General features: G+C 29.3%; 25 protein-coding genes and 3 tRNA genes. 16 read left to right on the forward strand and 12 right to left on the reverse strand.

The genetic code is table 11. The features are described 5' to 3' along the window. Positions 1-80: 80 nt before the first annotated feature. From HGB55_RS00525 to HGB55_RS00545, 5 genes are all read right to left on the reverse strand, one after another. A tRNA-Arg gene (locus HGB55_RS00525) sits at positions 81-154 on the reverse strand. An 11-nt stretch (positions 155-165) separates the two neighbouring features. After that, positions 166-240 (reverse strand) — tRNA-Pro (locus HGB55_RS00530). A 10-nt stretch (positions 241-250) separates the two neighbouring features. Continuing rightward, a tRNA-Ser gene (locus tag HGB55_RS00535) sits at positions 251-334 on the reverse strand. Between the two features lie 103 nt (positions 335-437). Next, positions 438-2,492 carry an HDIG domain-containing metalloprotein gene (locus tag HGB55_RS00540; RefSeq protein WP_168813596.1) on the reverse strand — a complete coding sequence of 685 codons (2,055 nt, stop codon included), beginning with the start codon at positions 2,490-2,492 and terminating at the stop codon, positions 438-440. 39 nt (positions 2,493-2,531) lie between these two features. Then, positions 2,532-3,929 (reverse strand): hypothetical protein, encoded by a 1,398-nt coding sequence (locus tag HGB55_RS00545; RefSeq protein ID WP_168813597.1) that lies wholly within the window; start codon positions 3,927-3,929, stop codon positions 2,532-2,534. 148 nt (positions 3,930-4,077) lie between these two features. On the opposite strand from HGB55_RS00545, the gene HGB55_RS00550 reads away from it, so the two are divergent. Together HGB55_RS00550 and HGB55_RS00555 are read left to right on the forward strand one after the other, a co-directional pair. Continuing rightward, entirely contained in the window at positions 4,078-5,253 is a 1,176-nt protein-coding gene (locus tag HGB55_RS00550) for an acetyl-CoA C-acyltransferase (RefSeq protein ID WP_168813598.1), read from the forward strand. Positions 5,254-5,262: 9 nt separating this feature from the next. Then, positions 5,263-6,033, forward strand: coding sequence for a C40 family peptidase (locus tag HGB55_RS00555; RefSeq protein WP_168813599.1), 771 nt, complete (start codon positions 5,263-5,265; stop codon positions 6,031-6,033). Between the two features lie 64 nt (positions 6,034-6,097). Here HGB55_RS00555 and HGB55_RS00560 read toward each other — a convergent pair whose 3' ends face one another. Further along, positions 6,098-7,507 (reverse strand): trypsin-like peptidase domain-containing protein, encoded by a 1,410-nt coding sequence (locus HGB55_RS00560; RefSeq protein WP_168813600.1) that lies wholly within the window; start codon positions 7,505-7,507, stop codon positions 6,098-6,100. A 162-nt stretch (positions 7,508-7,669) separates the two neighbouring features. Between HGB55_RS00560 and dapF the strand changes: the two genes are divergently transcribed. From dapF to HGB55_RS00580, 4 genes are all read left to right on the forward strand, one after another. Then, on the forward strand, positions 7,670-8,449 hold the full coding sequence (gene dapF / locus HGB55_RS00565) for a diaminopimelate epimerase (protein ID WP_168813601.1): 780 nt from the start codon (positions 7,670-7,672) through the stop codon (positions 8,447-8,449). Then, positions 8,449-8,982 (forward strand): GNAT family N-acetyltransferase, encoded by a 534-nt coding sequence (locus HGB55_RS00570; RefSeq protein ID WP_168813602.1) that lies wholly within the window; start codon positions 8,449-8,451, stop codon positions 8,980-8,982. Before dapF ends, HGB55_RS00570 begins: the two co-directional genes overlap by 1 nt. Then, positions 8,972-10,006 carry an endolytic transglycosylase MltG gene (gene mltG / locus HGB55_RS00575; protein WP_168813603.1) on the forward strand — a complete coding sequence of 345 codons (1,035 nt, stop codon included), beginning with the start codon at positions 8,972-8,974 and terminating at the stop codon, positions 10,004-10,006. Before HGB55_RS00570 ends, mltG begins: the two co-directional genes overlap by 11 nt. A 397-nt stretch (positions 10,007-10,403) precedes the next feature. Then, positions 10,404-11,024 (forward strand): peptidoglycan-binding protein LysM, encoded by a 621-nt coding sequence (locus HGB55_RS00580; protein ID WP_168813604.1) that lies wholly within the window; start codon positions 10,404-10,406, stop codon positions 11,022-11,024. Between the two features lie 55 nt (positions 11,025-11,079). On the opposite strand, the gene HGB55_RS00585 is transcribed toward HGB55_RS00580, so the two are convergent. From HGB55_RS00585 to dnaA, 3 genes are read right to left on the reverse strand one after another with little or no spacing between them, the layout of a single operon-like run. After that, positions 11,080-11,796 (reverse strand): SAM-dependent methyltransferase, encoded by a 717-nt coding sequence (locus HGB55_RS00585; RefSeq protein WP_168813606.1) that lies wholly within the window; start codon positions 11,794-11,796, stop codon positions 11,080-11,082. Then, positions 11,789-12,250 (reverse strand): low molecular weight protein-tyrosine-phosphatase, encoded by a 462-nt coding sequence (locus HGB55_RS00590; RefSeq protein ID WP_168813608.1) that lies wholly within the window; start codon positions 12,248-12,250, stop codon positions 11,789-11,791. The genes HGB55_RS00585 and HGB55_RS00590 overlap by 8 nt, the downstream gene beginning before the upstream one ends. A gap of 9 nt (positions 12,251-12,259) precedes the next feature. Continuing rightward, on the reverse strand, positions 12,260-13,687 hold the full coding sequence (gene dnaA / locus HGB55_RS00595) for a chromosomal replication initiator protein DnaA (protein ID WP_168813610.1): 1,428 nt from the start codon (positions 13,685-13,687) through the stop codon (positions 12,260-12,262). A 164-nt stretch (positions 13,688-13,851) separates the two neighbouring features. Here dnaA and HGB55_RS00600 point away from each other — a divergent pair, with 164 nt between their 5' ends. Then, entirely contained in the window at positions 13,852-14,259 is a 408-nt protein-coding gene (locus HGB55_RS00600) for a thioesterase family protein (protein ID WP_168813612.1), read from the forward strand. Here HGB55_RS00600 and HGB55_RS00605 read toward each other — a convergent pair. Next, complete coding sequence (locus HGB55_RS00605) at positions 14,249-14,887, reverse strand: YigZ family protein (RefSeq protein WP_371807789.1); 639 nt, start codon at positions 14,885-14,887, stop codon at positions 14,249-14,251. The genes HGB55_RS00600 and HGB55_RS00605 overlap by 11 nt on opposite strands. Before the next feature lie 71 nt (positions 14,888-14,958). On the opposite strand from HGB55_RS00605, the gene HGB55_RS00610 reads away from it, so the two are divergent. Beyond that, entirely contained in the window at positions 14,959-15,999 is a 1,041-nt protein-coding gene (locus HGB55_RS00610; protein ID WP_168813614.1) for an isoaspartyl peptidase/L-asparaginase family protein, read from the forward strand. Between the two features lie 77 nt (positions 16,000-16,076). On the opposite strand, the gene ribD is transcribed toward HGB55_RS00610, so the two are convergent. Beyond that, entirely contained in the window at positions 16,077-17,120 is a 1,044-nt protein-coding gene (gene ribD, locus HGB55_RS00615; RefSeq protein WP_168813975.1) for a bifunctional diaminohydroxyphosphoribosylaminopyrimidine deaminase/5-amino-6-(5-phosphoribosylamino)uracil reductase RibD, read from the reverse strand. Positions 17,121-17,142: 22 nt separating this feature from the next. Between ribD and HGB55_RS00620 the strand changes: the two genes are divergently transcribed. From HGB55_RS00620 to HGB55_RS00655, 8 genes are all read left to right on the forward strand, one after another. Next, positions 17,143-17,634, forward strand: a complete 492-nt coding sequence (locus HGB55_RS00620; RefSeq protein ID WP_168813616.1) for a GNAT family N-acetyltransferase — start codon at positions 17,143-17,145, stop codon at positions 17,632-17,634. Then, entirely contained in the window at positions 17,634-18,497 is an 864-nt protein-coding gene (prmC, locus tag HGB55_RS00625; RefSeq protein ID WP_168813618.1) for a peptide chain release factor N(5)-glutamine methyltransferase, read from the forward strand. The genes HGB55_RS00620 and prmC overlap by 1 nt, the downstream gene beginning before the upstream one ends. 49 nt (positions 18,498-18,546) lie before the next feature. Continuing rightward, positions 18,547-19,224, forward strand: a complete 678-nt coding sequence (gene trmD, locus HGB55_RS00630; RefSeq protein WP_168813620.1) for a tRNA (guanosine(37)-N1)-methyltransferase TrmD — start codon at positions 18,547-18,549, stop codon at positions 19,222-19,224. Between the two features lie 88 nt (positions 19,225-19,312). After that, positions 19,313-19,663 carry a 50S ribosomal protein L19 gene (gene rplS / locus HGB55_RS00635; protein ID WP_168813622.1) on the forward strand — a complete coding sequence of 117 codons (351 nt, stop codon included), beginning with the start codon at positions 19,313-19,315 and terminating at the stop codon, positions 19,661-19,663. A gap of 773 nt (positions 19,664-20,436) precedes the next feature. Further along, on the forward strand, positions 20,437-22,665 hold the full coding sequence (locus tag HGB55_RS00640) for an NADP-dependent isocitrate dehydrogenase (protein ID WP_168813624.1): 2,229 nt from the start codon (positions 20,437-20,439) through the stop codon (positions 22,663-22,665). Positions 22,666-22,917: 252 nt separating this feature from the next. Beyond that, positions 22,918-23,739, forward strand: a complete 822-nt coding sequence (gene murQ / locus HGB55_RS00645) for an N-acetylmuramic acid 6-phosphate etherase (protein ID WP_168813626.1) — start codon at positions 22,918-22,920, stop codon at positions 23,737-23,739. Further along, positions 23,726-23,953 (forward strand): DUF6095 family protein, encoded by a 228-nt coding sequence (locus HGB55_RS00650; protein ID WP_168813628.1) that lies wholly within the window; start codon positions 23,726-23,728, stop codon positions 23,951-23,953. Before murQ ends, HGB55_RS00650 begins: the two co-directional genes overlap by 14 nt. Beyond that, complete coding sequence (locus tag HGB55_RS00655; RefSeq protein WP_168813630.1) at positions 23,950-25,008, forward strand: hypothetical protein; 1,059 nt, start codon at positions 23,950-23,952, stop codon at positions 25,006-25,008. Before HGB55_RS00650 ends, HGB55_RS00655 begins: the two co-directional genes overlap by 4 nt. Here the strand turns inward: HGB55_RS00655 and HGB55_RS15635 are convergent. Further along, positions 24,997-26,160, reverse strand: a complete 1,164-nt coding sequence (locus HGB55_RS15635; RefSeq protein WP_168813632.1) for a gliding motility-associated C-terminal domain-containing protein — start codon at positions 26,158-26,160, stop codon at positions 24,997-24,999. The genes HGB55_RS00655 and HGB55_RS15635 overlap by 12 nt on opposite strands. Positions 26,161-26,166 lie beyond the last annotated feature (6 nt).

Below are 26,166 nucleotides of genomic sequence, written 5' to 3' on the forward strand. Positions count from 1 at the left end.
ATGATTTAACAGCAAATAATGAAGATGAACAACTGTTTTTATAAAAACAAAAAGCCTTACTAAATTAGTAAAGCTTTTTGTGATCGCGACAGGATTCGAACCTGTGACCATCTGCTTAGAAGGCAGATGCTCTATCCAGCTGAGCTACGCGACCATTAATTTCAGTCGGGGTGGCAGGATTCGAACCTGCGACCTCCTGCTCCCAAAGCAGGCGCGATAACCGGGCTACGCTACACCCCGAAAAAATAAGCGGAGAGACAGGGACTCGAACCCTGGCGACAGTTACCCGTCGACAGATTAGCAATCTGCTCCGTTACCACTCCGGCACCTCTCCTAAAAAGTTTGTTTATGAACTTATTTTTGCGAGTGCAAATGTAACATTAGAAATGCATTTACACAACATTTTTTTACTTTTTTTAAATAAAACAGTATAGTCCTTATTCAGGATATTCAATTCTTAAATGGTAAATGTTCTTTAACTTCTTCTTTAGCACCTTTTTAATAATTTGCAATTCTTTAAAAGTTATATCGGCATTCATAAACTGCCCATCTTCCATTTGCTTGTTTACAATTCTTTCAACCAAATCATCAAAAGCTTGTGCTGTAGGCTCTTTAATACTTTTTGAAGCTGCTTCTAAAGCATCACACATCATTAATATTGCTGTTTCTTTTGAAAACGGTATTGGTCCGGGATATTGAAAATAATTTAAATCAACATCTCCTCCGCTTAACTCTTCTTCTTTTTTATAAAAATAATAAACCAATGTGGTACCATGGTGTGTTCTAATAAAGTCAATTATCCTGTCCGGAATATGATTTTTTTTAGCTAACTCAACACCTTTAATTATATGATTGATTATAATTTGTGCACTATCTTTTGGTGTGAGCTCATCGTGCGGATTTACATTAGTAGATTGATTTTCAGTAAAATACATTGGATTATCCATTTTACCTATATCATGATACAATGCTCCTGTACGAACAAGCATTGAATTTGCATGTATCTCATTTGCAGCTGCTTCAGCTAAATTAGCAACTTGTAATGAATGTTGAAAAGTTCCCGGGGCTTTTTCAGCCAAATCACGCAATAATTTAGAATTGGTATTTGATAGTTCTTTTAACGATTCGTCGGACACCAATCCGAAAAGTTTTTCAAAAACATAAATTAAAGGTAGCACAAATAAAGTGGCTGCACCGTTTAGTGCAAAATAAATGTATTTTTCCCAATTTAGATTTTGTGCATTTCCTTCTTGTATAATTGAAAAGGCAAAATAGGCTATAAAATAAACAAAGGTTATTTGTAAAACAGAAATAAACAGGTTTGCTCTTTTGTATAATTCAGAAATAGTTAAAATGGTAACTATTCCTGCTATAATTTGCAAAAAGATAAATTCAAAACTGTTTGGAACTATAAAACCTAAAATTAATACTGTTAATACATGTGTAAATAAGCCCAATCTTGCATCAAAAAAAGCTTTTAATACTAAAGGTAATATTACAATTGGTGCAATATAAACGTATTTTGCATCATATTTAACAATAAAAGTTATCATTAAAACTATTAAAATTATATTAAAAAATATAAAAGAAACTTTATTGTTATTTTCATAAATATCAAGCCTGTATTTTCTTAAAAATAAGAAAAGCATTAAAAAAGCTAAAGCTACTAAAATAGTATAACCAAAAACAATCCAGTTGTAATTTGATTTACTCCAAACTTGAGATTCGAACTCACTTTTTAATGAATTTAAAATGGTTAGTTTATTTCCTTCAACAATATCTCCTTTAAAAATAATTCTTTCTTTTTCTGAAACCAATCCTTTTGTATAAGATATTTTACTTAAATTTTCTTCTAATACCTTTTCTGTAAAACTTTCATCAAAACTTACATTTGGTTTTAATGCATCATAAAGTATGCTTATAATTACATTTTCTTCTTCGGTTATTGGCTGTTTACCAATTTTAGAATTTATAAAACTTAATATTTGAGCAGATCTAAATAGCTTATTTGGCTGTATTTCTTGTATTTTATTTCCTCTTCTTAAAGTAATTAATTGTTTGTCTGCTTTTTGTTCATCTGAGTTTTTTAAATACCCAAACTCATAAATCGTATTTACAATTTCGCTTACTTTAGATTTTATTTTAGTTTTATAAGCATCTGACAATTCTGAATTTTGTAAAATCTCTTTTACTTTTTCATCAATATTTTGTTTTACGTCTAAAACTACTTTTTCATCATATTCAAAATAGTATTTTGAAGTTTCTTTAATCTGCTTTACTTCGGCATCAATTTCTTCAGTTGTTTTTTGAATAGCAAAATCGAATGGAGCGTAATAGTTTTCGTATTGCCAAGGTTTTCCTTTTTGAAATTCGTATTTGAACTGACCTCCTTTTGGAAATAAATAAACTACTAAAATTATGGTAGCTATATATAAAAACAGTTTATATATTAAGGAATGGTTTACAAGTAATTTATTTATGATTTTTTTCACTAAGTAAAAGTTTGCAATTCAAAAATAACAATAATTATCTTATATGCATTTGGTATGCTCTTTATTTTTAGTGAAATCCTCTAATCTAACTGGTGTGTGTTTTTTAGTCCACTCAGAATAACTTGTATATCTTATTTTTTTATGGATTTGATCTGTTTTTTCTATAATTCCATTTATAATTGATTCGGGCTGAATTTCAAGTTGAGAAATTTCATCTACAATACTAGTTATTTGCTTATTAACATTACTTTTTATTTGATTATTAAGGTTCAAAAGCCATTTTTCAAACTCATCTTCAGTTAGGTGTTTATCAATAATTTTTTCAGTCATTTCTTTTCCATGTTGTTTCGATTCCTGAATGTTACCTCTACCTGTTACAGCGTTTCCAATTGCAAATACATTTCTAAATCCGTAAACATGATATTCTTCATTATCTTGCATTTTTAAAGTTGAAGAATCATAATATAAACCATCTATTCTTTCGGGTATGCTTCCTATTGATGAAATTAACATCTCTGTTTTTATTGTAAACAAACTATTTTCAACAGGTTTAATTTTTCCGTTATCTAACTCCACTTTTTGAAAAACAACTCCTTTTAACTTAGTATTTTGTTCAATAAAATCAACAGGAATACTCAACGGAATAAATTCAAATAAATATTTTTCAACGTACTTATTTAATAATTTCTCTGAAACAATTTTAGCCGTTTCAACACTTTCTTTTGTTTCATCTTTTGGCGATTTTAAAGGCATCTCTTTGGCAGTACGCCTATACACAAGCTTAGCTTTTCCTATGTTTAAATCTTTCAAAGTTAAATTAAGCTCTTCTAAAATTTCATGTATACCTTTTTTTTCTAAAGTAAATAAATCTATATCAATACCTTTTTTTATAAATAGTTGTTTTTTAACTAACTCTATCATTATAATTTTTACAACATCTAATGATGCCAAACCACCACCTATAACTACAGAGTTGTTTTTTATAAAGTAATTTTTACCATTATAGTCGTACTCATGTTTGTGATTGAACCAATTAATGAAAGAATTTTGATAAATCAGATCTTTATCTACAAACTTTTCAATATTGGGTATAGGCAGTTTTCTATCGCACCAAGCACCATTTGCAATTATTACAGCAGAAAATCCCCAATTATGAATCAAATCTAAAAACTCAATATCTTTTCCAATTTTAGTGTTTGGCACAAATCTTATATTTGGATGATCCAACTTTTTATCAATCTCATCAATTTGCCTATTTCTTAAATTAATATGCCAATTTGGTAATCCGTCTTCAATTTTTCCATAAGGCAATTTATTCATATCAAAAACAACAACTCTAAAACCATTTTGGGCCAATAAACCAGCAGCTTCAGACCCAGAAATTGAACCTCCAATTATAGCAACATAATGTTTTTTGTATGCTTCTTCCTTCATCATAAATAACTGATTTTGAATATTTCATACAAATTATAAAAAATCCGTCATATAAAAGTAATATTTATTACAAATAATAAACTACAATTCAAAAACAAAAAGATTGCTCAAAAATGCCTAAATTCGCAATTAAATATTTTATTTTTATTACATGAAAGAAGTTGTAATTGTATCGGTAGCCAGAACTCCAATTGGAAGTTTTTTAGGTAGCTTAGCTACTATTTCAGCCCCAAAACTGGGAGCAGTTGCTATAAAAGGTGCTTTAGAAAAAATAAATTTAGATCCAACATTAGTAGATGAAGTTTTTATGGGTAATGTTGTTTCTGCCGGCTTGGGTCAGGCGCCAACACGTCAAGCATCTATTTTTGCCGGAATTCCAAATACAGTTCCTTGTACTACCATAAACAAAGTATGTTCATCGGGGATGAAAGCTATTATGTTTGCTGCGCAAGCTATTAAATGTGGTGATGCAGAAATAGTTGTTGCAGGTGGTATGGAAAGTATGAGTAATATACCACATTATATAGCCGGAAGAAAAGCAACAAAACTTGGTGCTTTAAAAGTTGAAGATGGACTTTTAGTTGATGGTTTAACTGATGTTTACGACCAACAACATATGGGAACTTGTGGTGATTTATGTGCGAGTGAATATAACTTTAGCAGAGAAGATCAAGATAATTTTGCTATTGAATCTTATAAAAAATCTGCAAAAGCTTGGGAAAGCGGAAAATTTGCAAATGAAGTTGTTTCGGTTGAAATTCCTCAAAGAAAAGGAGATCCTATCATTTTTTCTGAAGATGAAGAATACAAAAATGTACTAATGGATAAAATTCCAACTTTACGTCCGGTTTTTAATAAAGATGGAACAGTAACTGCTGCAAATGCTTCAACTTTAAACGATGGAGCCGCTGCTTTAATTTTAATGAGTTTAGAAAAAGCGAAAGAATTAAATCTAAAACCAATTGCAAAAATAAAAGGATATGCCGATGCTGCTCAAGAACCAAAATGGTTTACAACAGCTCCTGCAAAAGCCTTACCTAAAGCCTTAGCAAAAGCCGGTATTACACAAAATGAAATTGATTATTTTGAATTGAATGAAGCTTTTTCAGTTGTAGGTTTAGCCAATATTAAAATTTTAGGATTAGATCCTAACAAAGTAAATGTTAATGGTGGCGCTGTTTCTTTAGGTCATCCATTAGGCATGTCTGGTGCTCGTATTGTTATAGCCCTTACTTCAATTTTAGAACAAAATAACGCAAAATATGGTGCTGCAGGTATTTGCAACGGTGGTGGTGGTGCAAGTGCTATAGTAATTGAACGGATGTAAATTAATTGTATGCACTACGGTATTTGTAATTTAAGTATAGTTCCTATTAGAATTGAGCCAACCGATAAAAGTGAAATGGTTTCACAATTATTATTTGGTGAACATTTTAAAATATTGGAAATAAGAAAAAAATGGAGTAAAATTCGTGTTGCTTTTGATAATTATGAAGGTTGGGTTGATAACAAACAATTTGAGGTAATACATGAAGAAGACTATAGTAATATTGAAAACTGCAATACCGTTTTAGCTGCTGAAATAATTGATTTTGCTACCGATGAAAAACAAAATTTCTCTACAATTCCAATTGGTTCAAGTTTTCCTTTTTACAACAATCAGAATTTAAAAATAAGCACTACTAATTACCATTACGACGGACAAGTTTTTAATAAAAAACTACCTAAAGAATCTATTGTTGAAATTGCATTTAAATTTTTAAATACACCTTATTTATGGGGAGGAAAAACCCCTTTTGGCATTGATTGTTCCGGATTAACTCAAATGGTATACAAACTTTGTGGTTATAAATTACTACGTGATGCTTCGCAACAAGCAACTCAAGGAGAAGTTTTAAGTTTTATTGAAGAAAGTGAACCCGGAGATTTGGCTTTTTTTGATAATAATGAAGGAATTATTACTCATGTTGGAATAATTATGAACGATAATTATATTATTCATGCACATGGTAAAGTTAGAATTGACAGAATTGACCATAGTGGTATTTTTAACATTGATACTCAAAGACATACACACAAATTAAGAGTTATCAAAAAAATTATTTAGTATGAAATATAAAAAAAGCCTTTCAAATTGAAAGGCTTTTTTTATACAGTTTATTTAAATTTTTTTATCTCATTATATATCTTTCAGCTTGACCATCCAAATTTAACATTACAATACGGATTGCTGCACCTCTCGATTTACGCTCTAATTTACTCACAACATCATCAACAGTATTTATTTTTTCTCCATCAATTTCAGTAATTATATATCCTTTTTTTACATTATAATTTAAAAGATCCTTATTTGAAATCCCAATTATTTTAACACCATTGGATATTTTAAGTTTTTTAAGCTCGTTTGCTTCTAAATTTTTAAGTTCTAAACCTAAAGCAGATACTTTTGTAATCTCATTTTTAGATAAAGTAACATTTGCATTCTTCAAATTTCCATCTCTTATAAACGTTAATTTAATTACATCATTAGGACGTTTAGTTCTTAAAAAACCTTCTAAATCTGCATACGTTGATATTTTTATACCATCAGCTTTTGTAATAATATCTTTTTCTTTTAACCCTGCTTTTTGTGCTCCGGAGCCTTCAGTAACTTCAGAAATATAAAATCCTTCTGTATAATCAATATTTAAAGTATCCGCAACTTGACTATTTAACTCACCTCCTTTTACACCAATAATCGCTTTTTGAACATTACCAAACTCCATCAAATCTTCAATAACCTTTTTGGCAATATTAGAAGGTACTGCAAAAGAATATCCAACAAACGACCCTGTACTCGATGATATTGCAGTATTAATACCTACCAGTTCTCCTCTAATATTTACTAAAGCGCCTCCACTATTTCCAGGATTTACAGCAGCATCGGTTTGAATAAATGAATCTACAACACCTCCATTACCTTCTAAATCTCTTCCTTTTGCACTAACAATACCTGCTGTTACAGTTGACGTTAAATTATATGGATTACCAACAGCCAACACCCATTCTCCAACCTTTAAACTATTTGAATCTCCAAAAGTAATATAAGGTAAATCTGTAGCTTCAATTTTTAGTAAAGCAATATCATTAGTTGCATCAATACCAATAACTTTCGCTTTATATTCTTTTTTGTTATTCAATGTAATTTCAATGTCAGTAGCATTATTTACAACATGATTATTTGTAATAATATATCCGTCCGAAGAAATAATAACACCACTTCCCGTTCCAATTTGGGAATATTGTTTTGTGCCACTTCCCTGACCATAGAAAAATTCTGCAAAAGGATCTATAATTGTTTTATACATCCTATTTTTTACGTGAACAACCGAGTTCAACGTTTTTTCTGCAGCAACAGTAAAATCTGTGTTTTCAATTGATGGCACTACTCCATTAGTATAGTTAGCAGACACAACAGCAGGCTTCGACTCAACTGCTTTTTCAATAACAACTTGTGGTTTTTCAATAAATAATTTATAAGCTCCTAAGGTTAGAGCTCCTCCAATAGCTGAAAACAATATAATACTTACTATTTTTTTCATTGCTTATTATTTTTAAATTCAACACTCAAAATTATACTATTATTAATCACCATAAAACAGGTTTAACTGTTTATTAACTATCATTTAACTGATTTTAACAATACAAAATTATACCTATTTTTAAATATTAAAAACTACACCTAATTTATTACATTTGCAGTGATGAACTTACATTTTTTTAAATATCAAGGCACAGGAAACGATTTTATCATGATTGATAACAGGGAGTTATTTTTTCCTAAAAATAATGAAACCCTAATTAATAAATTATGTGACAGAAAATTTGGAATTGGTGCTGATGGGTTGATTTTATTGGAACCTTCTAATACCTACGATTTTAAAATGATTTATTTTAATGCTGATGGTAAAGAAGGAAGTATGTGTGGTAATGGTGGAAGATGTATAGTAGCTTTTGCGAAACAGTTAAACATAATAAATACAAAAACAACTTTTGATGCTGTTGACGGATTGCACTATGCAACTATTGAAAATGAACAAGTAAATCTAAAAATGATAGATGTTAGCAATATTGAAGTTACTAATGATTTTTCATTTTTAAATACCGGATCTCCTCATCATATTCGTTTTTGTGATGATGTTGCATCTATTAATGTGAAAGAATTAGGAGCAAAAATACGTTATGGAGCCCCTTATTTTGAAAATGGTACAAATGTTAATTTTGTTGAACAAACATCAGAGAATTCATTTAAAGTACGTACTTACGAACGAGGCGTTGAAAACGAAACCTTAGCATGTGGTACAGGAGTTACAGCAGTTGCAATTGCAGCCAGTAAGACAAAAAAAACTACAAATCAAAACATCCAAATTGAAGTTTTAGGAGGTACATTAGAAGTCTCTTTCAAAAAAGAAGACAATACATATACGAATGTTTTTCTAAAAGGTCCTGCTCAATTTGTTTTTGAAGGAAATATAAGAATTTAATGGCAGTTTTATTAGGTAAAAATATAAGTTTAAGAGCTTTAGAACCGGAAGATTTAGATTTTTTATTTTCTACTGAAAATGATAAAACTTTTTGGGAAATAAGCAGTACACAAACTCCTTTTTCAAGGTATATTTTAAAAAAATATATTGAAAACTCTCATCAAGATATTTATGAAGCTAAACAATACCGATTTGTAATTTGTGACATTAAAAATAATCCTGTTGGTATGATTGATCTTTTCGACTTTAATCCACAACACCACAGAGTAGGTTTAGGAATATTATTACTACCTAAATACAGGGGATTTGGCTACGGAACTGAAGCAATTGAGCTAGTAGTAGAATATGCTTTCACATATTTAAATATTCATCAAATTTATGTCAACATTACTTCCGATAATGTTAAAAGTATTTCATTATTTGAAAAATTTAAATTTAAAAGAGTTGGCATTAAAAAAGATTGGATTTACTCAAATTCTACATACAAAGACGAAATTTTGTTCCAGTTAATAAAACCAAAGAATGAAAATTAAAAAATCAATTTTATTTATTCCTTTAATTATAATTTTAATTGGAGGAATTTTTAGTTATAATTTATACAGTAAAATTTACAAACCGAATACAACTAAAAATGGCTTTTTATACATACCAACTAATGCTGATTTCAATGAAGTACTTTCATTAGTAAGTCCATTTTTAAAAAATGAAAATTCTTTCAATTGGGTTGCAAAAAAGAAAAATTATCCAAATACCATAAAGCCAGGAAAATACAAGATTTCAAAAGGAATAAATAACAACACTTTAGTCAATTTACTTAGAAGTGGCAAACAAACTATCGTTAAACTCTCTTTTAACAATCAAGATACTTTTGAAAAATTAGCAGGTAGAATTGCAGAACAAATTGAAGCCGATTCAATTTCTCTTCTAAATTCTTTTACCGATAGTTCTTTTATTCAACAAAACGGATTTACTAAAAATAATGCCTTAGGAATGTACATTCCAAATACTTACGAATTTTATTGGAATACATCTGCTGAAGTATTTAGAAATAAAATGCTAAATGAATACACGAAATTTTGGAATCCAACGCGTTTAGAAAAAGCAAAAAAGTTAAATTTAAGTGAAGATGAAGTTATTATTTTAGCTTCAATAGTTCAAAAAGAAACTTCAACTGTAAGCGAAAGACCTTTGGTTGCAAAATTGTACTTAAACCGATTGAAAGATAATTGGCCTTTACAAGCCGACCCAACAATTATATTTGCTCTAAAAAAGGAACTTGGAAATAATACAGTAATTAAAAGAGTATTAACAAAAGATTTAGAAATAAACTCTCCTTATAATACTTATAAAAATATTGGACTCCCTCCAGGCCCAATAGCAATGCCCGATATTTCTTCTATAGATGCAGTTTTAAATCCTGAAAATCATAATTATTACTATATGTGTGCCAGCGTTACAAACATTGGTAAACACGAATTTGCAAGAACTTTGGCTCAGCATAATAGAAATGCTGCAAAGTACCAACAATGGATAAATAAACAAGGGGTAAATAGATAGAATCCAACAACTTTAAAGCAGTATATATCTGTTTTTAAATTAGTTAGCTATTTGTTTTGAAAAATGCAATTTATTTATAAAAATATTCCATTTGCATATTTTCTTATATCATATATCTATTTTTAAATTTTTATATTTAAATAGATGCTATTTTTACACCGTAAAGTTTTTCCCACTATAAACAAAAATAAAATTTAATAAACTTTTCAAAAGTAATTTACATCTACTTCAATTTTATCCCTAAAGCAATAACTAATAAATTAAAAAATATTTTTAATAATTCCATTTTTGTTAAATATTTTATAAAAAATAAAAATAAATAGATTAATAATTGCTAATTCAATAATTATTATTAATTTTGCCCCCCGAAATTTAATAGGTAAAAACCCTATAAATTATGAAAAAAATAATAGTTTTTATAAGTTTATCTGTTTTAGTAATATTTATTTCTAGTTTCACTAAAAATAAAACTACAAACGCAAACTATAAATTAAATTACAGTAAAACAATTAGTTTTGTTCCAACAGAAGAAGAGAGTTTTTCGCAAACTTATAACATTCCTTTTGTAGGCAAATCTTTTAACGGTTTTAGAGAAGCTCTTGCATTTAAAGAATCACAAGGTAAATATCATATAGTTAATTCACTTGGCTATTTAGGAAAATATCAATTTGGAAAATCTACACTGAAAAGATTTAAAATACACAATACTCAAGACTTTTTAAATAATCCTGAATTACAAGAAGAAGCTTTTTTAGCCTTATGTTCATTAAATAAATGGATTTTAAGAAAAGATATAAAAAGAAATGTTGGCAGAAAAATCAATGGTATAGAAATTACTGAATCCGGAATATTAGCAGCAGCTCACTTAGCCGGAGCAGGAAATGTAAAAAAATACCTAAGAAGTAGTGGTAAATATAGATTTCAAGATGCTTACGGTGCTTCTGTACAACAATATATAAAAACATTTTCCGGTTATGATACTTCATTTATTGAAGCATCTAAAAAACCTGTAATATAATTTGAATTAGTTTGGTTAATAAAAAAGGCTTAAAATTTTTGTTTAAGCCTTTTTTTTATTCTTTATGAATTATAAATATTGTCGGTTTTTTATGTAGGTCGGGATGCTCGTTTTTCCAATCTTTAATTTCTAAAGTTTTAATAAATTCTGATTGTAATGTAATATTACATGCAATACAAAGCTTAGTTGTAGGCGTTAAAGTGCTTTTTAAATCGTTAAACATCTTCTCATTTCTATAAGGTGTTTCAATAAAAATTTGAGATTGACCTTTTTCTTTAGAAAGTTTTTCTAAGTTTTTTATGGCAGATTTTCGATCTGCAGAATCTATTGGTAAGTAGCCATTAAATGCAAAATTTTGACCATTAAATCCTGATGCCATCATTGCTAAAATAATAGAAGAAGGTCCAACCAAAGGAACAACTTCAATCCCTTTTACATGAGCCATTTTAACAATTTCCGCTCCCGGATCGGCTATTGCAGGCACACCAGCTTCAGAAAGCAATCCTACCGAAATACCATGTAAACATACATCCAGATAAGTTCTAACCTCTAATTCATCAGCATACTTATCAATTTTAAATATTTTTAATGATGGCTGCGATTTTTTTGGAGTAATTCTTTTAATAAATCTTCGAGCAGTTTTTTCATTCTCTACAATAAAATAATCTAATTGCTCAATAATCTTTTTTACTGAATATGGCAGTACTTCCAATGGCTCTGTATCACCCAAAGTAGTTGGTATCAAATATAATTTACCTTTTAAACTAGACATCCGGATTTAGTTTTTTTGCAATAACATCACATGCTTCATCTAACATATTATAAACATTTTTAAAACCAAATTCCCCACCATAATAAGGATCGGGAACATCTAAATTTTCATTAGGAAAAACCTCATTTAAAATAAGCTTCACTTTAGATTTATCTTTATCATTTCTGGCTAAAGCCATTACATCTCTATAATTAGAATTATCCATTACATAAATATAATCAAACTTATCAAAATCCTTTACTTTAAATTTTCTGGCTTTTTGTGTCGAAATATCTATCCCATTTGCTTTAGCAACAGCTATCGAACGCCTATCCGGCTGTTCTCCAACATGATACGCGCCTGTACCAGCAGAATCTACATCAATCTTAAATCTAAAAACTTTAGATTTTAAAATTCCTTCTGCTAATGGTGATCGGCAAATATTACCAAGGCAAACCATTAATACTTTAACCATTCTTTTTTATTAAAAGGTAAGTTTTTTTGTCAAATCATCTACATACTTTCTAAATTGCTTGTCTGTTTCAGTTAAATTATCAACTGTTTTACATGCATGAAGTACAGTAGCATGATCTCTTTTTCCTATTTGAGAACCAATACTGGCCAAGGAAGCTTTTGTCATTCTTTTTGCAAAATACATTGCTAATTGACGAGCTTGAACAATATGACGTTTTCGAGTTTTAGATTGAAGTGTTGCCACATCTAATTCAAAATAATTTGAAACAATTTTTTGAATATAATCTATAGAAACCTCTCGTTTTGTGTTTTTCACAAACTTATCTACAATCTGTTTTGCTAAAGCTAACGTAAACTCTTTTCTGTTAAATGATGCTTGAGCTATCATTGAAATTAAAACACCTTCCAACTCACGAACATTAGATTTTATATTTTTAGCAATATACTCCACAATTTCGTAAGGCATCTCAACACCATCTCGATATAATTTATTTTGTAAAATGGAAACTCTGGTTTCATAATCAGGTGCTTGTAACTCAGCAGATAATCCCCACTTAAACCTAGACAATAAACGTTGTTCAATATCCTGCATATCAACAGGAGCTTTGTCTGAAGTTAAAATTACTTGTTTTCCGTTTTGGTGTAAATGATTAAAAATATGGAAAAACACATCCTGCGTTCCTGTTTTCCCGGATAAAAATTGCACATCATCAATAATTAACACATCAATCATCTGATAAAAATGAATAAAATCATTTCTTGAATTACTTTTTACTGAATCTATATATTGTTGTGTAAATTTTTCGGATGATATATACAGAACTGTTTTATCAGGATATTTATCTTTAATTTCAACACCAATAGCATGTGCAATATGAGTTTTACCTAAACCAACACCACCATATACTAATAACGGATTAAATGAAGTGCCTCCCGGTTTATTGGCAACTGCCATACCGGCCGAACGAGCTAATCTGTTAGAATCTCCTTCAACAAAACTTTGAAAATTATAATTCGGATTTAACTGTGATTCTATTTTAACTTTTTGAATACCAGGTATTATAAAAGGATTTTTAAGCTCTCTTTTATTAATATCTACCGGTACCGTAACTCCTTGAGATGTTATTGGATTTCTGTTAGAACTTGGAATTTTTACAGTATGCGGGTTGCTACTACTGTAATTATTTTCCATTCTAACATCATATATTAGTTTCGCATCTTCACCTAGTTGCTTAACCAAAGCAACTCTTAACAATTTTATATAATGTTCTTCAAGCCATTCGTAAAAAAATTTACTTGGTACCTGAATTGTAAGTGCTTCACCAGATAATTTGATTGGTTTAATTGGCTCAAACCAAGTTTTATACGCTTGCTGCTTAATGTTATCCTGAATAAAAGACAGGCACTCATTCCAAACTGATGATGCAGTTTTAGTCATTCTTAATTAAATCGTATTATTTAGTTAAATTAGTTGATAGCACAGAGTAAACTCTGTTATTTTTTGGTTATACAAAAATGTGAATATTTTTCCTCAAAAAAAAATAAAATAACTATTGATTTTTATTTTTTTTTTACGTAACATAAGCCAACATAAAATCAACAATGATTACAAATTTAATACAATTTAGAATACGATATGCCGAAACTGATCAAATGAGTTATGCCTACCATGGAAATTATGCCCAATATTTAGAAATGGGCAGGATAGAATGGCTTAGAAACATAGGCATTTCCTATAAAAAAATGGAAGAACAAGGTATTATGTTACCTGTAATTAATCTAAATATAAATTACTTAAAACCAGCAAAATACGACGATTTACTAACCTTAAAAACTACATTACTTCAAAAACCGTCTGCAAAAATAAATTTTGGATATGAGATATATAATGAAAAGAACGAGTTAATTACTACAGCTTCTACAACCTTAGTTTTTGTTAACATGAAAAATAGCAAACCTACAAGACCCCCTGCTTATCTTTTAAATAAATTGGATAAAATTATCTTTTAACATCCTCAATTTTAACTCCATACATGTTTTCAAATATATCTTTAATTTTAGATGATTTTTTCTTTCTAACTGATATCAAAAATTCACAACTCAAATCCATATTTTGGTCAAAAATTTCGAGATTATTTTCTTTAATAATTCTCATAACTTTATTCATATCAACATACTCAAAGTTTAATTTAAAATAAGCATCAATTGTTTTTTCAACAATTTCGCATTCATCCAAAATTAATTTTGCTGTAGTTTTATAAGCATTAATTAAACCTCCTACTCCTAATTTAATACCTCCAAAATACCTTACTACTACAACTAACACATTTGTTATTTCTTTAGATAATATTTGTCCGTAAATTGGTTGGCCTGCAGAATTGTTAGGCTCACCATCATCATTTGCTCTGTAGCGTATAGTATCAAAACCCAACTGCCAAGCATAACACCAATGTCTTGCTGTATGATGCTGCTTTTTTAAATCGTCAAGTATATTTTTAACTTCATCTTCAGTAGTTATAGGATATGCATACCCAATAAATTTACTTCCTTTATCTTTAAAAAGTGCATCACCTTTAATTGAAGCTATTGTTTTATATGTATCTTTTTCTAAAATTAGAATAAACTTTAAGTTGCAAATATATCAAAATTCAAATCTTTTAGTTTTCTCTTTTAAATTGAATATATTTGAAATATAAAATATACTTCATAATGAAAAAAACAATCCTTTTACTATTTATTCTTCTTTTAGCTTTTTCTTGTAAAACATCGGACAAAAATGAACCGCAGCGAGAACCAAATTCATTTTCAATTGTAATACACGGAGGTGCTGGAGGAATCAAACGTGAATATTTTACCGATGAACAACAACAAGCATATAACGACAAACTTCAAGAAGCTTTAAATGCGGGTTACGAAGTTTTAGAAAAAGGAGGAATTTCTTTAGATGCTATACAAGCAGCTATAAATGTAATGGAAGATTCTCCTTTATTCAATGCCGGAAAAGGTGCTGTGTATAACAGTAAAGGAAATCAGGAAATGGACGCTTCTATTATGGATGGTAAAACATTAAATTCAGGAGCTGTTGCAGGAGTAAATCATATAAAAAACCCAATTTTAGCAGCTCGTGTGGTTATGGATAGTTCTGAACATGTAATGCTTTCCGGAAAAGGAGCAGAAATTATGGTGAAGAAATTTGGTATTGAAATGGTTGACAGTTCTTATTTTTTCACCCAAAAAAGATTGGATCAATTAAAAAAGATTCAAGGAAAAGAGAAAACTGAATTAGATCACTCAGCATTTCTAATAAAAAACGAATTAATTGACGACCATAAATACGGAACAGTTGGTGCGGTTGCTATTGATAAAGAAGGAAATATTGCTGCCGGAACCTCAACCGGTGGTATGACCAATAAAAAATACGGACGAATTGGTGATTCACCAATTATAGGTGCCGGAACGTACGCAAACAATTTAACTTGCGGCATTTCGTGTACGGGAACAGGCGAATATTTTATTAGAACTGTTGCCGCTCACGAAGTATCAAATTTAATACAATATAAAAAAATGAATCCTACCGAGGCTTTGTATGAAGTAATTTTTAATCAAATCGGTAAACTTGGTGGCGAAGGAGGTATGATTTTACTTGATAAGTATGGTGATATCTACTGGGATTTTAACTCAACAGGTATGTTTAGAGGCTATAAAAAATCAGACGGAGAAACTAAAATTGAGATGTTTGAAAAAGAATAGAATTTTAATTTAGGGGATTGATCGAAGTCAAAATAACATTTATCAAAAAATTGGCTTCGACTCCGCTCAGCCACCATTTAAATATTCCTATAAATACTTAAAGTGTCCATTAAAACTTTTTTAACTTCAACAGGCTCTTTTTCAATTTTTGGAGCTTTTAAACCTTGTTTAAATTCAACATTCCCAACAAAAACAAAGGCTTCATCCCATAAATTCTCATCAATAAAACTTTGCAAGGTTTGAAAACCTCCTTCAATAATAACCGATTGTAATTCGTACTTATATAAAATCTTACAAATTTGTTCCGGAACATTTTGTGTGAAATCAATTTTTTCAAAAACCAGATTCTCACCAGACTCCGCTTCTTTATCCGTTAAAATAATTGTTTTTATACTTTTATCGAACAAATTATAGGTTGAAGGAATTTTTAAATTTCTATCTAAAACAACTCTTACAGGATTTTCACCGTACCAACTTCTCACATTTAAAGCTGGATTGTCATTTAAAGCTGTTGTTGCACCTACTAAAACAGCTTGTTCATCAGCACGTAATTTATGTACCAATTGTTGCGAATAAGAATTTGAAATCCAATTAGGTGTATTTTTGGAATTAACTCCTCTAATTTTATCAATAAAACCATCAGCTGTTTCAGCCCATTTCAAAATAATATAAGGTCTCTTTTTATTATGAAACGTAAAAAAACGCTTATTTAATTGATTACATTCATTTTCCAAAACACCAACAATTACATTACAACCATTTTTTTTCAGGTGCTCAATCCCTTTTCCACTAACTAAACTATTGGAATCTATTGTCCCAATAACCACATTTTTTATACCTTTTTCTACAATTAAATTAGCACACGGCGGTGTTTTTCCCCAATGAGAACAAGGCTCCAAACTCACATATATTGTAGAATCTTTTAATAACGATTTATTTTTTACTGAATTTATAGCATTTACCTCCGCATGAGGTTCTCCTGCTTTTTGATGCCAACCTTCACCAATAATTTCATTATTTAATACAATAACGCTTCCTACCATTGGATTAGGATAGGTTTTTCCTAACCCATTTTTTGCCAACTCAATACAGCGTTTTATGTATTTTTCATGTATATTCACATCGCAAAAATAATATATTAAAATGACTCTCAATAATTTTAGAATTCGAGAAATTAAACCAGAAGATAATCCTCATATTGCAAAAACCATTAGAGATGTTTTGATAGAATTTGGTGTACCTAAAGTTGGAACGGCTTATGCTGATAAGATTTTAGATACTTTATATGAAGCTTATAATAAAAACAAATCGGTTTACTATGTAATTGAATCTAAAGGAAATATTTATGGTGGTGCCGGAATTGCTCAATTGGAAAATTACGAAGGAAATGTATGTGAGCTTCAAAAAATGTATTTTTTACCAGAAGCAAGAGGTTTAGGTTTAGGAAATAAAATGATGAGTTTATGCTTACAAAAAGCAAAAGAATTTGGTTTTAAACAATGCTATTTAGAAACCTTGCCTTATATGGAAGATGCTCGAAAATTATACAGAAAAGTAGGGTTTAAAGATTTAGATGCTCCAATGGGCGATACCGGACATTATTCTTGCAATTTATGGATGCTTAAAGATTTATAATGCTGATTAACAACTATAAAAAACATTTTTTTACAGAGCTTTCTAATTTGTATCCACTAACTGAAATTCAATCATTTTTTAATATATTGATAGAATTTAAGCTGAATTTATCTCGTGTTGAATTAGCACTTCAACCAAATTTAGAATTCAGCAAAAATGAATTTGATTTTTTTCAAGAAGCATTGTCAAAACTAAAAAAAGAAATCCCGATACAATATATTTTAGGTGAAACTGAATTTTTCGGCTTAAAATTGAAGGTAAATAATAAGGTATTAATTCCACGCCCTGAAACTGAAGAATTGATTGAATGGGTTCTCAAAAACTCAAAACTCAAAACTCAAAACTCAAAACTCAATATCCTTGATATTGGTACAGGAAGCGGTTGTATTGCTATTTCGCTAGCTAAAAATTTACCAAATGCTGAAGTTTATGCTATTGATATTTCTTCGGAAGCTATTAAAATAGCTCAAAAAAATGCTAAAATTAACAAAGTGAGTGTCAATTTTATTGAAACTGATATTTTAAAGATTGAAGAATTACAATACACCTTTGATATTATCGTTAGCAATCCTCCTTACGTACGAGAATTAGAAAAAGAAAAAATGCACCAAAACGTATTGGCTAATGAGCCACATTTGGCTTTATTTGTTGAAAATAACAATCCTCTCCTTTTTTATGATAAAATTGCCGATTTAGCAAAGTCTTATCTTACAAAAAACGGAAATTTGTATTTTGAAATCAATCAATATTTAGGGAAAGAAACTGTAGATTTATTAAAATTGAAAGGATTTAATACTATTGAATTAAAAAAAGATCTTTTTGATGTAGATAGAATGATTAAAGCTACTAATACTAAATCTTAACTTTCGCCTTTTCCAACTTTATAACTCAAAAAAGATTTATCTTTGCAACATGCGAATTGATATTATTACCGTTTCTCCAGAATTAATTAAAAGTCCGTTTGAATATTCCATTATTAAACGTGCTATTGATAAAAAATTGGTTGAAGTTTATTTTCACGATTTAAGAGAATATGCTATTAACGATTATGGAAAAATTGACGATTACCAATTTGGTGGTGGCGCAGGTATGGTATTAATGGTTGAACCTATTGATAAATGCATTTCAAAATTAAAACAGGAACGTGAATATGATGAAATTATTTATATGACTCCTGATGCTCCAACTTTAAATCAGCAAACCGCCAATACATTATCTTTAATTAAAAATATCATAATCCTTTGTGGACATTATAAAGGTGTAGATCAACGAGTTAGAGATTTATTTATTACAAAAGAAATTTCGATTGGAGATTTTGTTTTAAGTGGTGGAGAATTAGGTGCAGCGGTATTATGCGACACAATTATCAGATTAATTCCAGGTGTTTTAGGTGATGAAACCTCTGCCCTAACCGACTCATTTCAAGACAATTTACTATCACCACCTGTATACACCAGACCATCGGAATACAAAGGTTTAAAGGTACCAGACATACTTTTATCGGGTAATTTTCCAAAAATTGAAGAGTGGCGTAACGAAAAAGCGCTTGAACATACTAAAAAAATAAGACCTGATTTGTTGGAAGACTAAACTTTTTTACTAAATTTGCACACTCAAAATCAACCTCTGACGAAAATCGTGAATGTTGATTTATGGAAAACCCATTAAAAAAGTAACAATGGAAAATTTAGTAAAATTTGTACAAGACGAATTTGTAACAAAAAACGAATTTCCTGAATTTCAAGCAGGAGATACTATAACTGTATACTACGAAATTAAAGAAGGTGAAAAAAAACGTACTCAGTTTTTTAGAGGTACTGTAATTCAAAAAAGAGGTACAGGTGCTTCTGAAACATTCACTATCAGAAAAATGTCTGGAACAGTTGGAGTTGAGCGTATTTTTCCTGTAAATTTACCAGCAATTCAAAAAATTGAAGTTAATAAACATGGTAGAGTGCGTAGAGCACGTATTTTCTACTTTAGAGATTTAACAGGTAAAAAAGCAAGAATTAAAGAAAGAAGACGTTAATCAACTTTCTAAAAAGAAATTAAATAAGCCCGTTTTGAGTTTCAAAACGGGCTTTATTGTTATTAACAATTGTTAATAACCTAAGTTCATATATTGTTCAAAATAAAACAATTATAAATTTGGAAATTAAATTTTTACGTACTTATTTTACATAAGAATTAACAGAGATATGTTATCACAAAAAATTTAAAACGCAAGTTGGAAGTTTTTTTTAACAGTGTCGAAGTGAAATTCAAAAATGTTCTTGAACATAGTTTTTAAAGCCAAACTTTTATAAAGTAATGTGCCCAAGTATTTAGCATGAATAGATGGATACATGGTTTTAAAGACAAATTTTAAAATAACGTTTTAAGATATGTGATTTTGAAAAAAGTTACAACAAAGTCTTAGACATTATTTTAAAAGAAGCAACTAGTTTAATAAGAAGTGATTCGTAAGAAACCCAAGTTTTAGTACTTTTTTTTAATGCGTTATACTTATAAGAGAATAACATTAGTCACTTAAAAAAAGCTAAAGACTTATTAAAAAAAGTGTTTCAGCAAAAAGCCATGATAGTGAGTAATCGTTATTATGGCTTTTGTTTTTTTCTACTATTACTATTCCTTTAATTTTTCAAGATTATTTTTATGTAATAATTAATACAAAACCTCTATTTATAACGTTTTCGCAATAGATTTTTATTACAATATGATTATATTTGCACTGCTTAATTTAAACTTAATCAGTAATGCTATAACCACATAGTTTATAGCTTTGAAAACATAAAAATAATCATGAGTAAAACAACTAAAATAATTTACACAAAAACAGATGAAGCTCCTGCTTTAGCAACCTATTCATTTTTACCAATAGTTGAAGCCTACACAAAACCTTCAGGTATAGAAATTGAAACCAAAGATATTTCTTTAGCTAATAGAATTTTAGCGGTATTCCCTGAAAGTTTAACTCCCGAACAAAAAGTATCAGATACTTTAGAAGAATTAGGAGAATTGGCTAAAAAACCAGAAGCTAACATTATTAAACTTCCTAATATTTCTGCTTCGGTACCTCAATTAAAGGAAGCTATTAAAGAGTTAAAATCTTTAGGATATAATATTCCCAATTATCCTGAAGACCCTAAAACAGCTGAAGAACAAGAAATACAAAAAAAATACAATAAAGTAAAAGGTTCAGCTGTAAATCCGGTATTACGTGAAGGAAATTCTGATCGTAGAGCTCCTAAAGCAGTTAAAAACTATGCTAAAAAAAATCCCCATTCTATGGGTGCTTGGTCTGCCGATTCTAAAACTCATGTGGCAACAATGGGTAAAGGAGATTTCTATTCTAACGAAAAATCTTTAACTATTTCAACAGATACTGATGTTAAAATTAAATTTATTGATAAAAATGGAACAACTACAGTTTTAAAAGATAAAACAGCTTTATTAGCCGGAGAAATTATTGATGCCACTGTAATGAGTAAAAAAGCATTAGTAAACTTTCTTGAAAAACAAATTAAAGATGCTAAAGATAAAAATGTATTGTTTTCATTACATATGAAAGCAACTATGATGAAAGTTTCCGATCCTATAATTTTTGGACATGCAGTAAGTGTTTTTTTTAAGAATGTTTTTGAAAAACATGGTACTTTATTAGAAGAACTTGGAGTTGATGTAAATAATGGTTTTGGAGATTTATTAAATAAAATTCAAAATTTACCTGAAACTCAAAAATCAGCTATTGAAGCTGATATTAAATCTTGTTTTGAAAATGGTCCTTCCATAGCAATGGTAAATTCAGATAAAGGCATAACTAACCTTCACGTACCAAGTGATGTTATTATTGATGCTTCTATGCCTGCAATGATTCGTACTTCTGGTCAAATGTGGAATGCTGAAGGAAAACAACAAGATACAAAAGCAGTAATACCAGACAGTAGTTATGCAGGAATATATGAAGTAACCATAGATTTTTGCAAAAAGAATGGCGCTTTTGATCCTACTACAATGGGTACTGTTCCTAATGTTGGTTTAATGGCTCAAAAAGCGGAGGAATATGGTTCGCATGATAAAACTTTTGAAATACAAGATAAAGGAACAGTTCAGGTTGTAGATGCTTCCGGTAAAATATTGATAGAGCATCCTGTTGAAAAAGGGGATATTTGGAGAATGTGTCAAGTAAAAGATGCACCTATTCAAGATTGGATTAAACTTGCTGTAAATAGAGCAAGAGCTACCAACACTCCGGCAATATTTTGGTTAGATAAAAACAGAGCACATGATGCTCAAATTATTAAAAAAATACAAAAATATTTACCAAACCACGATACAACTGGCTTAGACATTCAAATTATGTCGCCAAAAGATGCAACGCAATTTACTTTAAAAAGAATAAAAAATGGTTTAGATACTATTTCTGTTACAGGAAATGTATTGCGTGATTTTTTAACAGACCTATTTCCAATTCTAGAGCTTGGTACTAGCGCAAAAATGCTTTCTATTGTTCCTTTAATGAATGGTGGTGGTTTATTTGAAACCGGTGCAGGAGGTTCTGCTCCTAAACACGTGCAACAATTTGTTGAAGAAGGTCATTTAAGATGGGATTCTTTAGGTGAATTTTTAGCGTTAGCTGTTTCGTTAGAACATTTAGGCAATAACTTTAACAATCCTAAAGCATTAGTTTTAGCAGAAACTTTAGATGATGCTACCGATAAGTTTTTAGAAAATAAAAAATCTCCTTCTCGTAAAGTAGGTGAATTAGATAATAGAGGAAGTCATTATTATTTAGCTACTTATTGGGCGCAGGCATTAGCAACTCAAAATAAAGATATTGAATTAAAAGACAGATTTACTAAAGTTGCTAAAGAATTAGAATCTAATGAAACTACTATTATTAATGAGTTAAATGCAGCTCAAGGCTCTCCTGTTGATATTGGAGGCTATTATGAACCAAATGAAGCGTTAACTAGAAAAGCAATGAGACCTAGCAATACATTAAATACTATAATAGCAAGTATTTCGTAGAGCTATCTTAAAAACAGTAGACAACATTTTAGCAAAAAGCAAATAAAAAAAGCGAGAAATAAATTCTCGCTTTTTTTCTTACTAACCAATAATTATTCTTACTTAATCATTGTTACTACACGCTGGGGAAGCGCTCTCTTATTATTATACTTTAAAAATATGATCGTTTTAATAATTGGACACATAAAAATATTTTAGGTCACATTAAAAAATATCTAATTAATAATCTATTACTTTTAGTATTTTTGAATTATGAGTTTTATAAAAACAACAGAACAGGCATCAAATTACAATCATCTAGAAAAAATGACTGTAAAAGAACTTCTTACAAACATAAATGTAGAAGATAAAAGCGTTCCGTACGCTGTTGAAAAAGCTATCCCTGCTATTGAAAATCTAGTTAATTCAATAGTATATAGAATGAAAAAAGGTGGCAGACTCTTTTACATAGGAGCCGGAACAAGCGGCAGACTCGGAATTGTTGATGCATCAGAATGTCCTCCAACATTTGGAGTTTCACATAACCTTGTTATTGGAATTATTGCTGGTGGAGATTCAGCCATAAGAAAGGCTGTAGAATTTGCTGAAGACTCTACAACACAATGCTGGAAAGATTTACAAAAATTTAATATAAATAAAAATGATTCCGTAATTGGAATTGCTGCTTCCGGAACAACACCTTATGTAATTAGCGGTATACAAAAATGTAATGAAAATTCTATTTTAACAGGCTGTATCACTTGCAATGAAGGAAGTCCTCTAAGTAAAGTAGCTCAATACCCTATTGAAATTATTGTTGGTCCTGAATTTGTTACCGGCAGTTCTAGAATGAAAGCCGGTACCGCACAAAAACTCGTTTTAAACATGATTTCAACCAGTATAATGATTCAACTAGGTAAAGTGAAAGGAAACAAAATGGTTGATATGCAATTAACAAACAACAAATTAGTTGATCGTGGTACTAAAATGTTAATGGATGAATTAAATATTTCTGAAGAAAAAGCAAATGAACTTCTTTTAAAATATAAAAATGTAAGAAACGCAATTAATAATTACACCAATGGCAACCGATAGAAAAGAGCTTGTAAGAGGCTTAAAATATGAATTAATTGCTTTACCGTTAGTTATTTTAGCGCCTATTTTAATTACTATTGGCTATAAAGCTATAAAGCAACAAAATAATTATATATGGATTGTTATTGGTATAGGTTTAGCCATAACTGCAATCATTTTAGGTTTTTTAGGTATTAAAATTATTTTAAACGCTTTTTTTAATGATAAAGAATGAAATACCTAAAGTTTACTAAACTTAAAAACTGGGAGTATTGGCCTGCATATATGTTTTATGTTCCACTACTACCCTATGCACTATATTTAGCGTTGCGAGCTAAAAATATGGTGTTTTTTTCAGCAGTGAATCCAGCTATAGTACACTCAGGAAATGGCAGTGAATCTAAATTTAAAACCCTTGAACTTATTCCTGAATCATTTAGACCTACTTCAATTTTTATAAAAGCTCACGAAAGTTTTAATACTGTAGCACAATTAATCCAAAAAAACAATCTTAAATACCCTTTAATTATTAAACCGGATATAGGTTTTAGAGGATTATTAGTTAAAAAGTTAGATACTGAAGCAGCACTTCAAACTTATTTAAATAAAAATAATTATATAGATTTAATTATTCAGGAATATGTAGATTATTCTAATGAGTGTGGTATTTTTTATCACCGTATGCCTAATGAAACAAAAGGAAAAATCACTTCAATAACCCTTAAAAAATATTTAACTGTAACCGGAGATGGAAAAGCTACTTTATTTCAATTAATTCAACAAAACAAACGTGCTAAAAATTATATGGATGTAATTAAAAATCTTCATTTTAAAGATTTTGATATGGTATTAAAAAATGGCGAAAAAAAAATAATTAGCACTATTGGAAATCACTCAAAAGGCACTCAATTTATTAATGGTAATTATTTAATTGATAAAAAATTGGAAAAAGCAATAGATGCCATTTTTAAAAGAATTCCTCAAGTGTATTATGGAAGAATTGATATGAAATATGAGTCGTTTGAACATTTAATACAACTAAAAGATTTTAAAATAATTGAATTAAACGGCATTATTGCCGAACCAACTCACATTTATGATTCTGTTAATGGTTCTTATTTACAAGCTTTAAAAGAAATTTGTATCCATTGGAAATTGCTTTATAAAATAGCCTTGATAAATCACTCACAAAACCAAATTCCTTTCGATAAAATTAGTGATTTTATTAAAAGTGTACTCAAAATTAAAAAACATACTAAATTGATAAAACAACAAAGCTTATCTATTTAAATAAATATAGCCTGTTCTGCTACTTTTTTTACCATTTAAATATAAAATATAAAAGTAAGTTCCTGCGGGTAATCTTGTTTTTTTACCAATGGTTAGTTCATGCTCTGAAATACCATCCCAATCATTTTTATAATTAGTAGTACTATATACAACAGCTCCCCATCGGTTTAGTATTTTTAAGGTATTATTTGGATATAGTTCAAGACCTTCAATTACAAAAGTATCATTAATACCATCACCATTAGGAGATATTCCATAATTTTTTGAAGTTATAACTCCTAATACATTTCTTAAGTCTGATCCTATTGTTAAAACATCATAGTCATTCGGAATAAACTTACTTGATTTTATACTTCCCTCATTTATATTTCCAACCACATTTTCACTACCTAAATCAACCCATTTTCCTGTAATTTTATCCCATCCAACTACTCGTAAATTTTTGATATCGTTTGAAATTAAATTAATTTTACTAGTTGAATCCCAAGTTAAAACAACGTTTGTTTCCATATTTCCATCCAAATCCCAAAATTCTTCTTCATTTATTTTTGACAATTCAAACTGCATGTTTTTTGTATTAAAACTTTGCAAAAAAGTAGTTGGACTGTTAGGATTCTCTTTAAAATAAGCTCCTTTGTAATATGTATTTACTTCCTGATTTGGAATAATCATTGGACGAAATGAATCATCATCACCTATTGGAAAAATAAATTCACCTATATTTTCTGTAAGTACATACCCATCTACATATTCATTATCTCCTTCACCTGAATAAACGTTGTAATTCAAAAATTCTAAAGAAATACTTGTATTATCTCTTGGTGTTTGCACTTTACCTGTTATAAAAGATAAATTATTAGTAACTCCTACTGATGTTCCTAAGTATAAATCATCAACAACATCAACTTCAACATTATAAAATACAGGTTTATTAGCTCCTAAAACTTCTAAAAAGTTGTTATTATTATAGAAACCAACCAAGCCTTTATTTTGATCAAAAGTACCGTCATTTACTAAATTTGTATGAAAGCCTATTTCACCATTAGTATGTATTTGAATAGTACCAAAATTTTGGAAAGCGGTTTGTGCATTTAATTTAAAAATACATAAATAGATAATCGTAATTAAATAATATTTCTCTTTTATAAACACGCTTCT

This window comes from Lutibacter sp. B1, assembly GCF_012524075.1.
Taxonomy (GTDB): domain Bacteria; phylum Bacteroidota; class Bacteroidia; order Flavobacteriales; family Flavobacteriaceae; genus Lutibacter.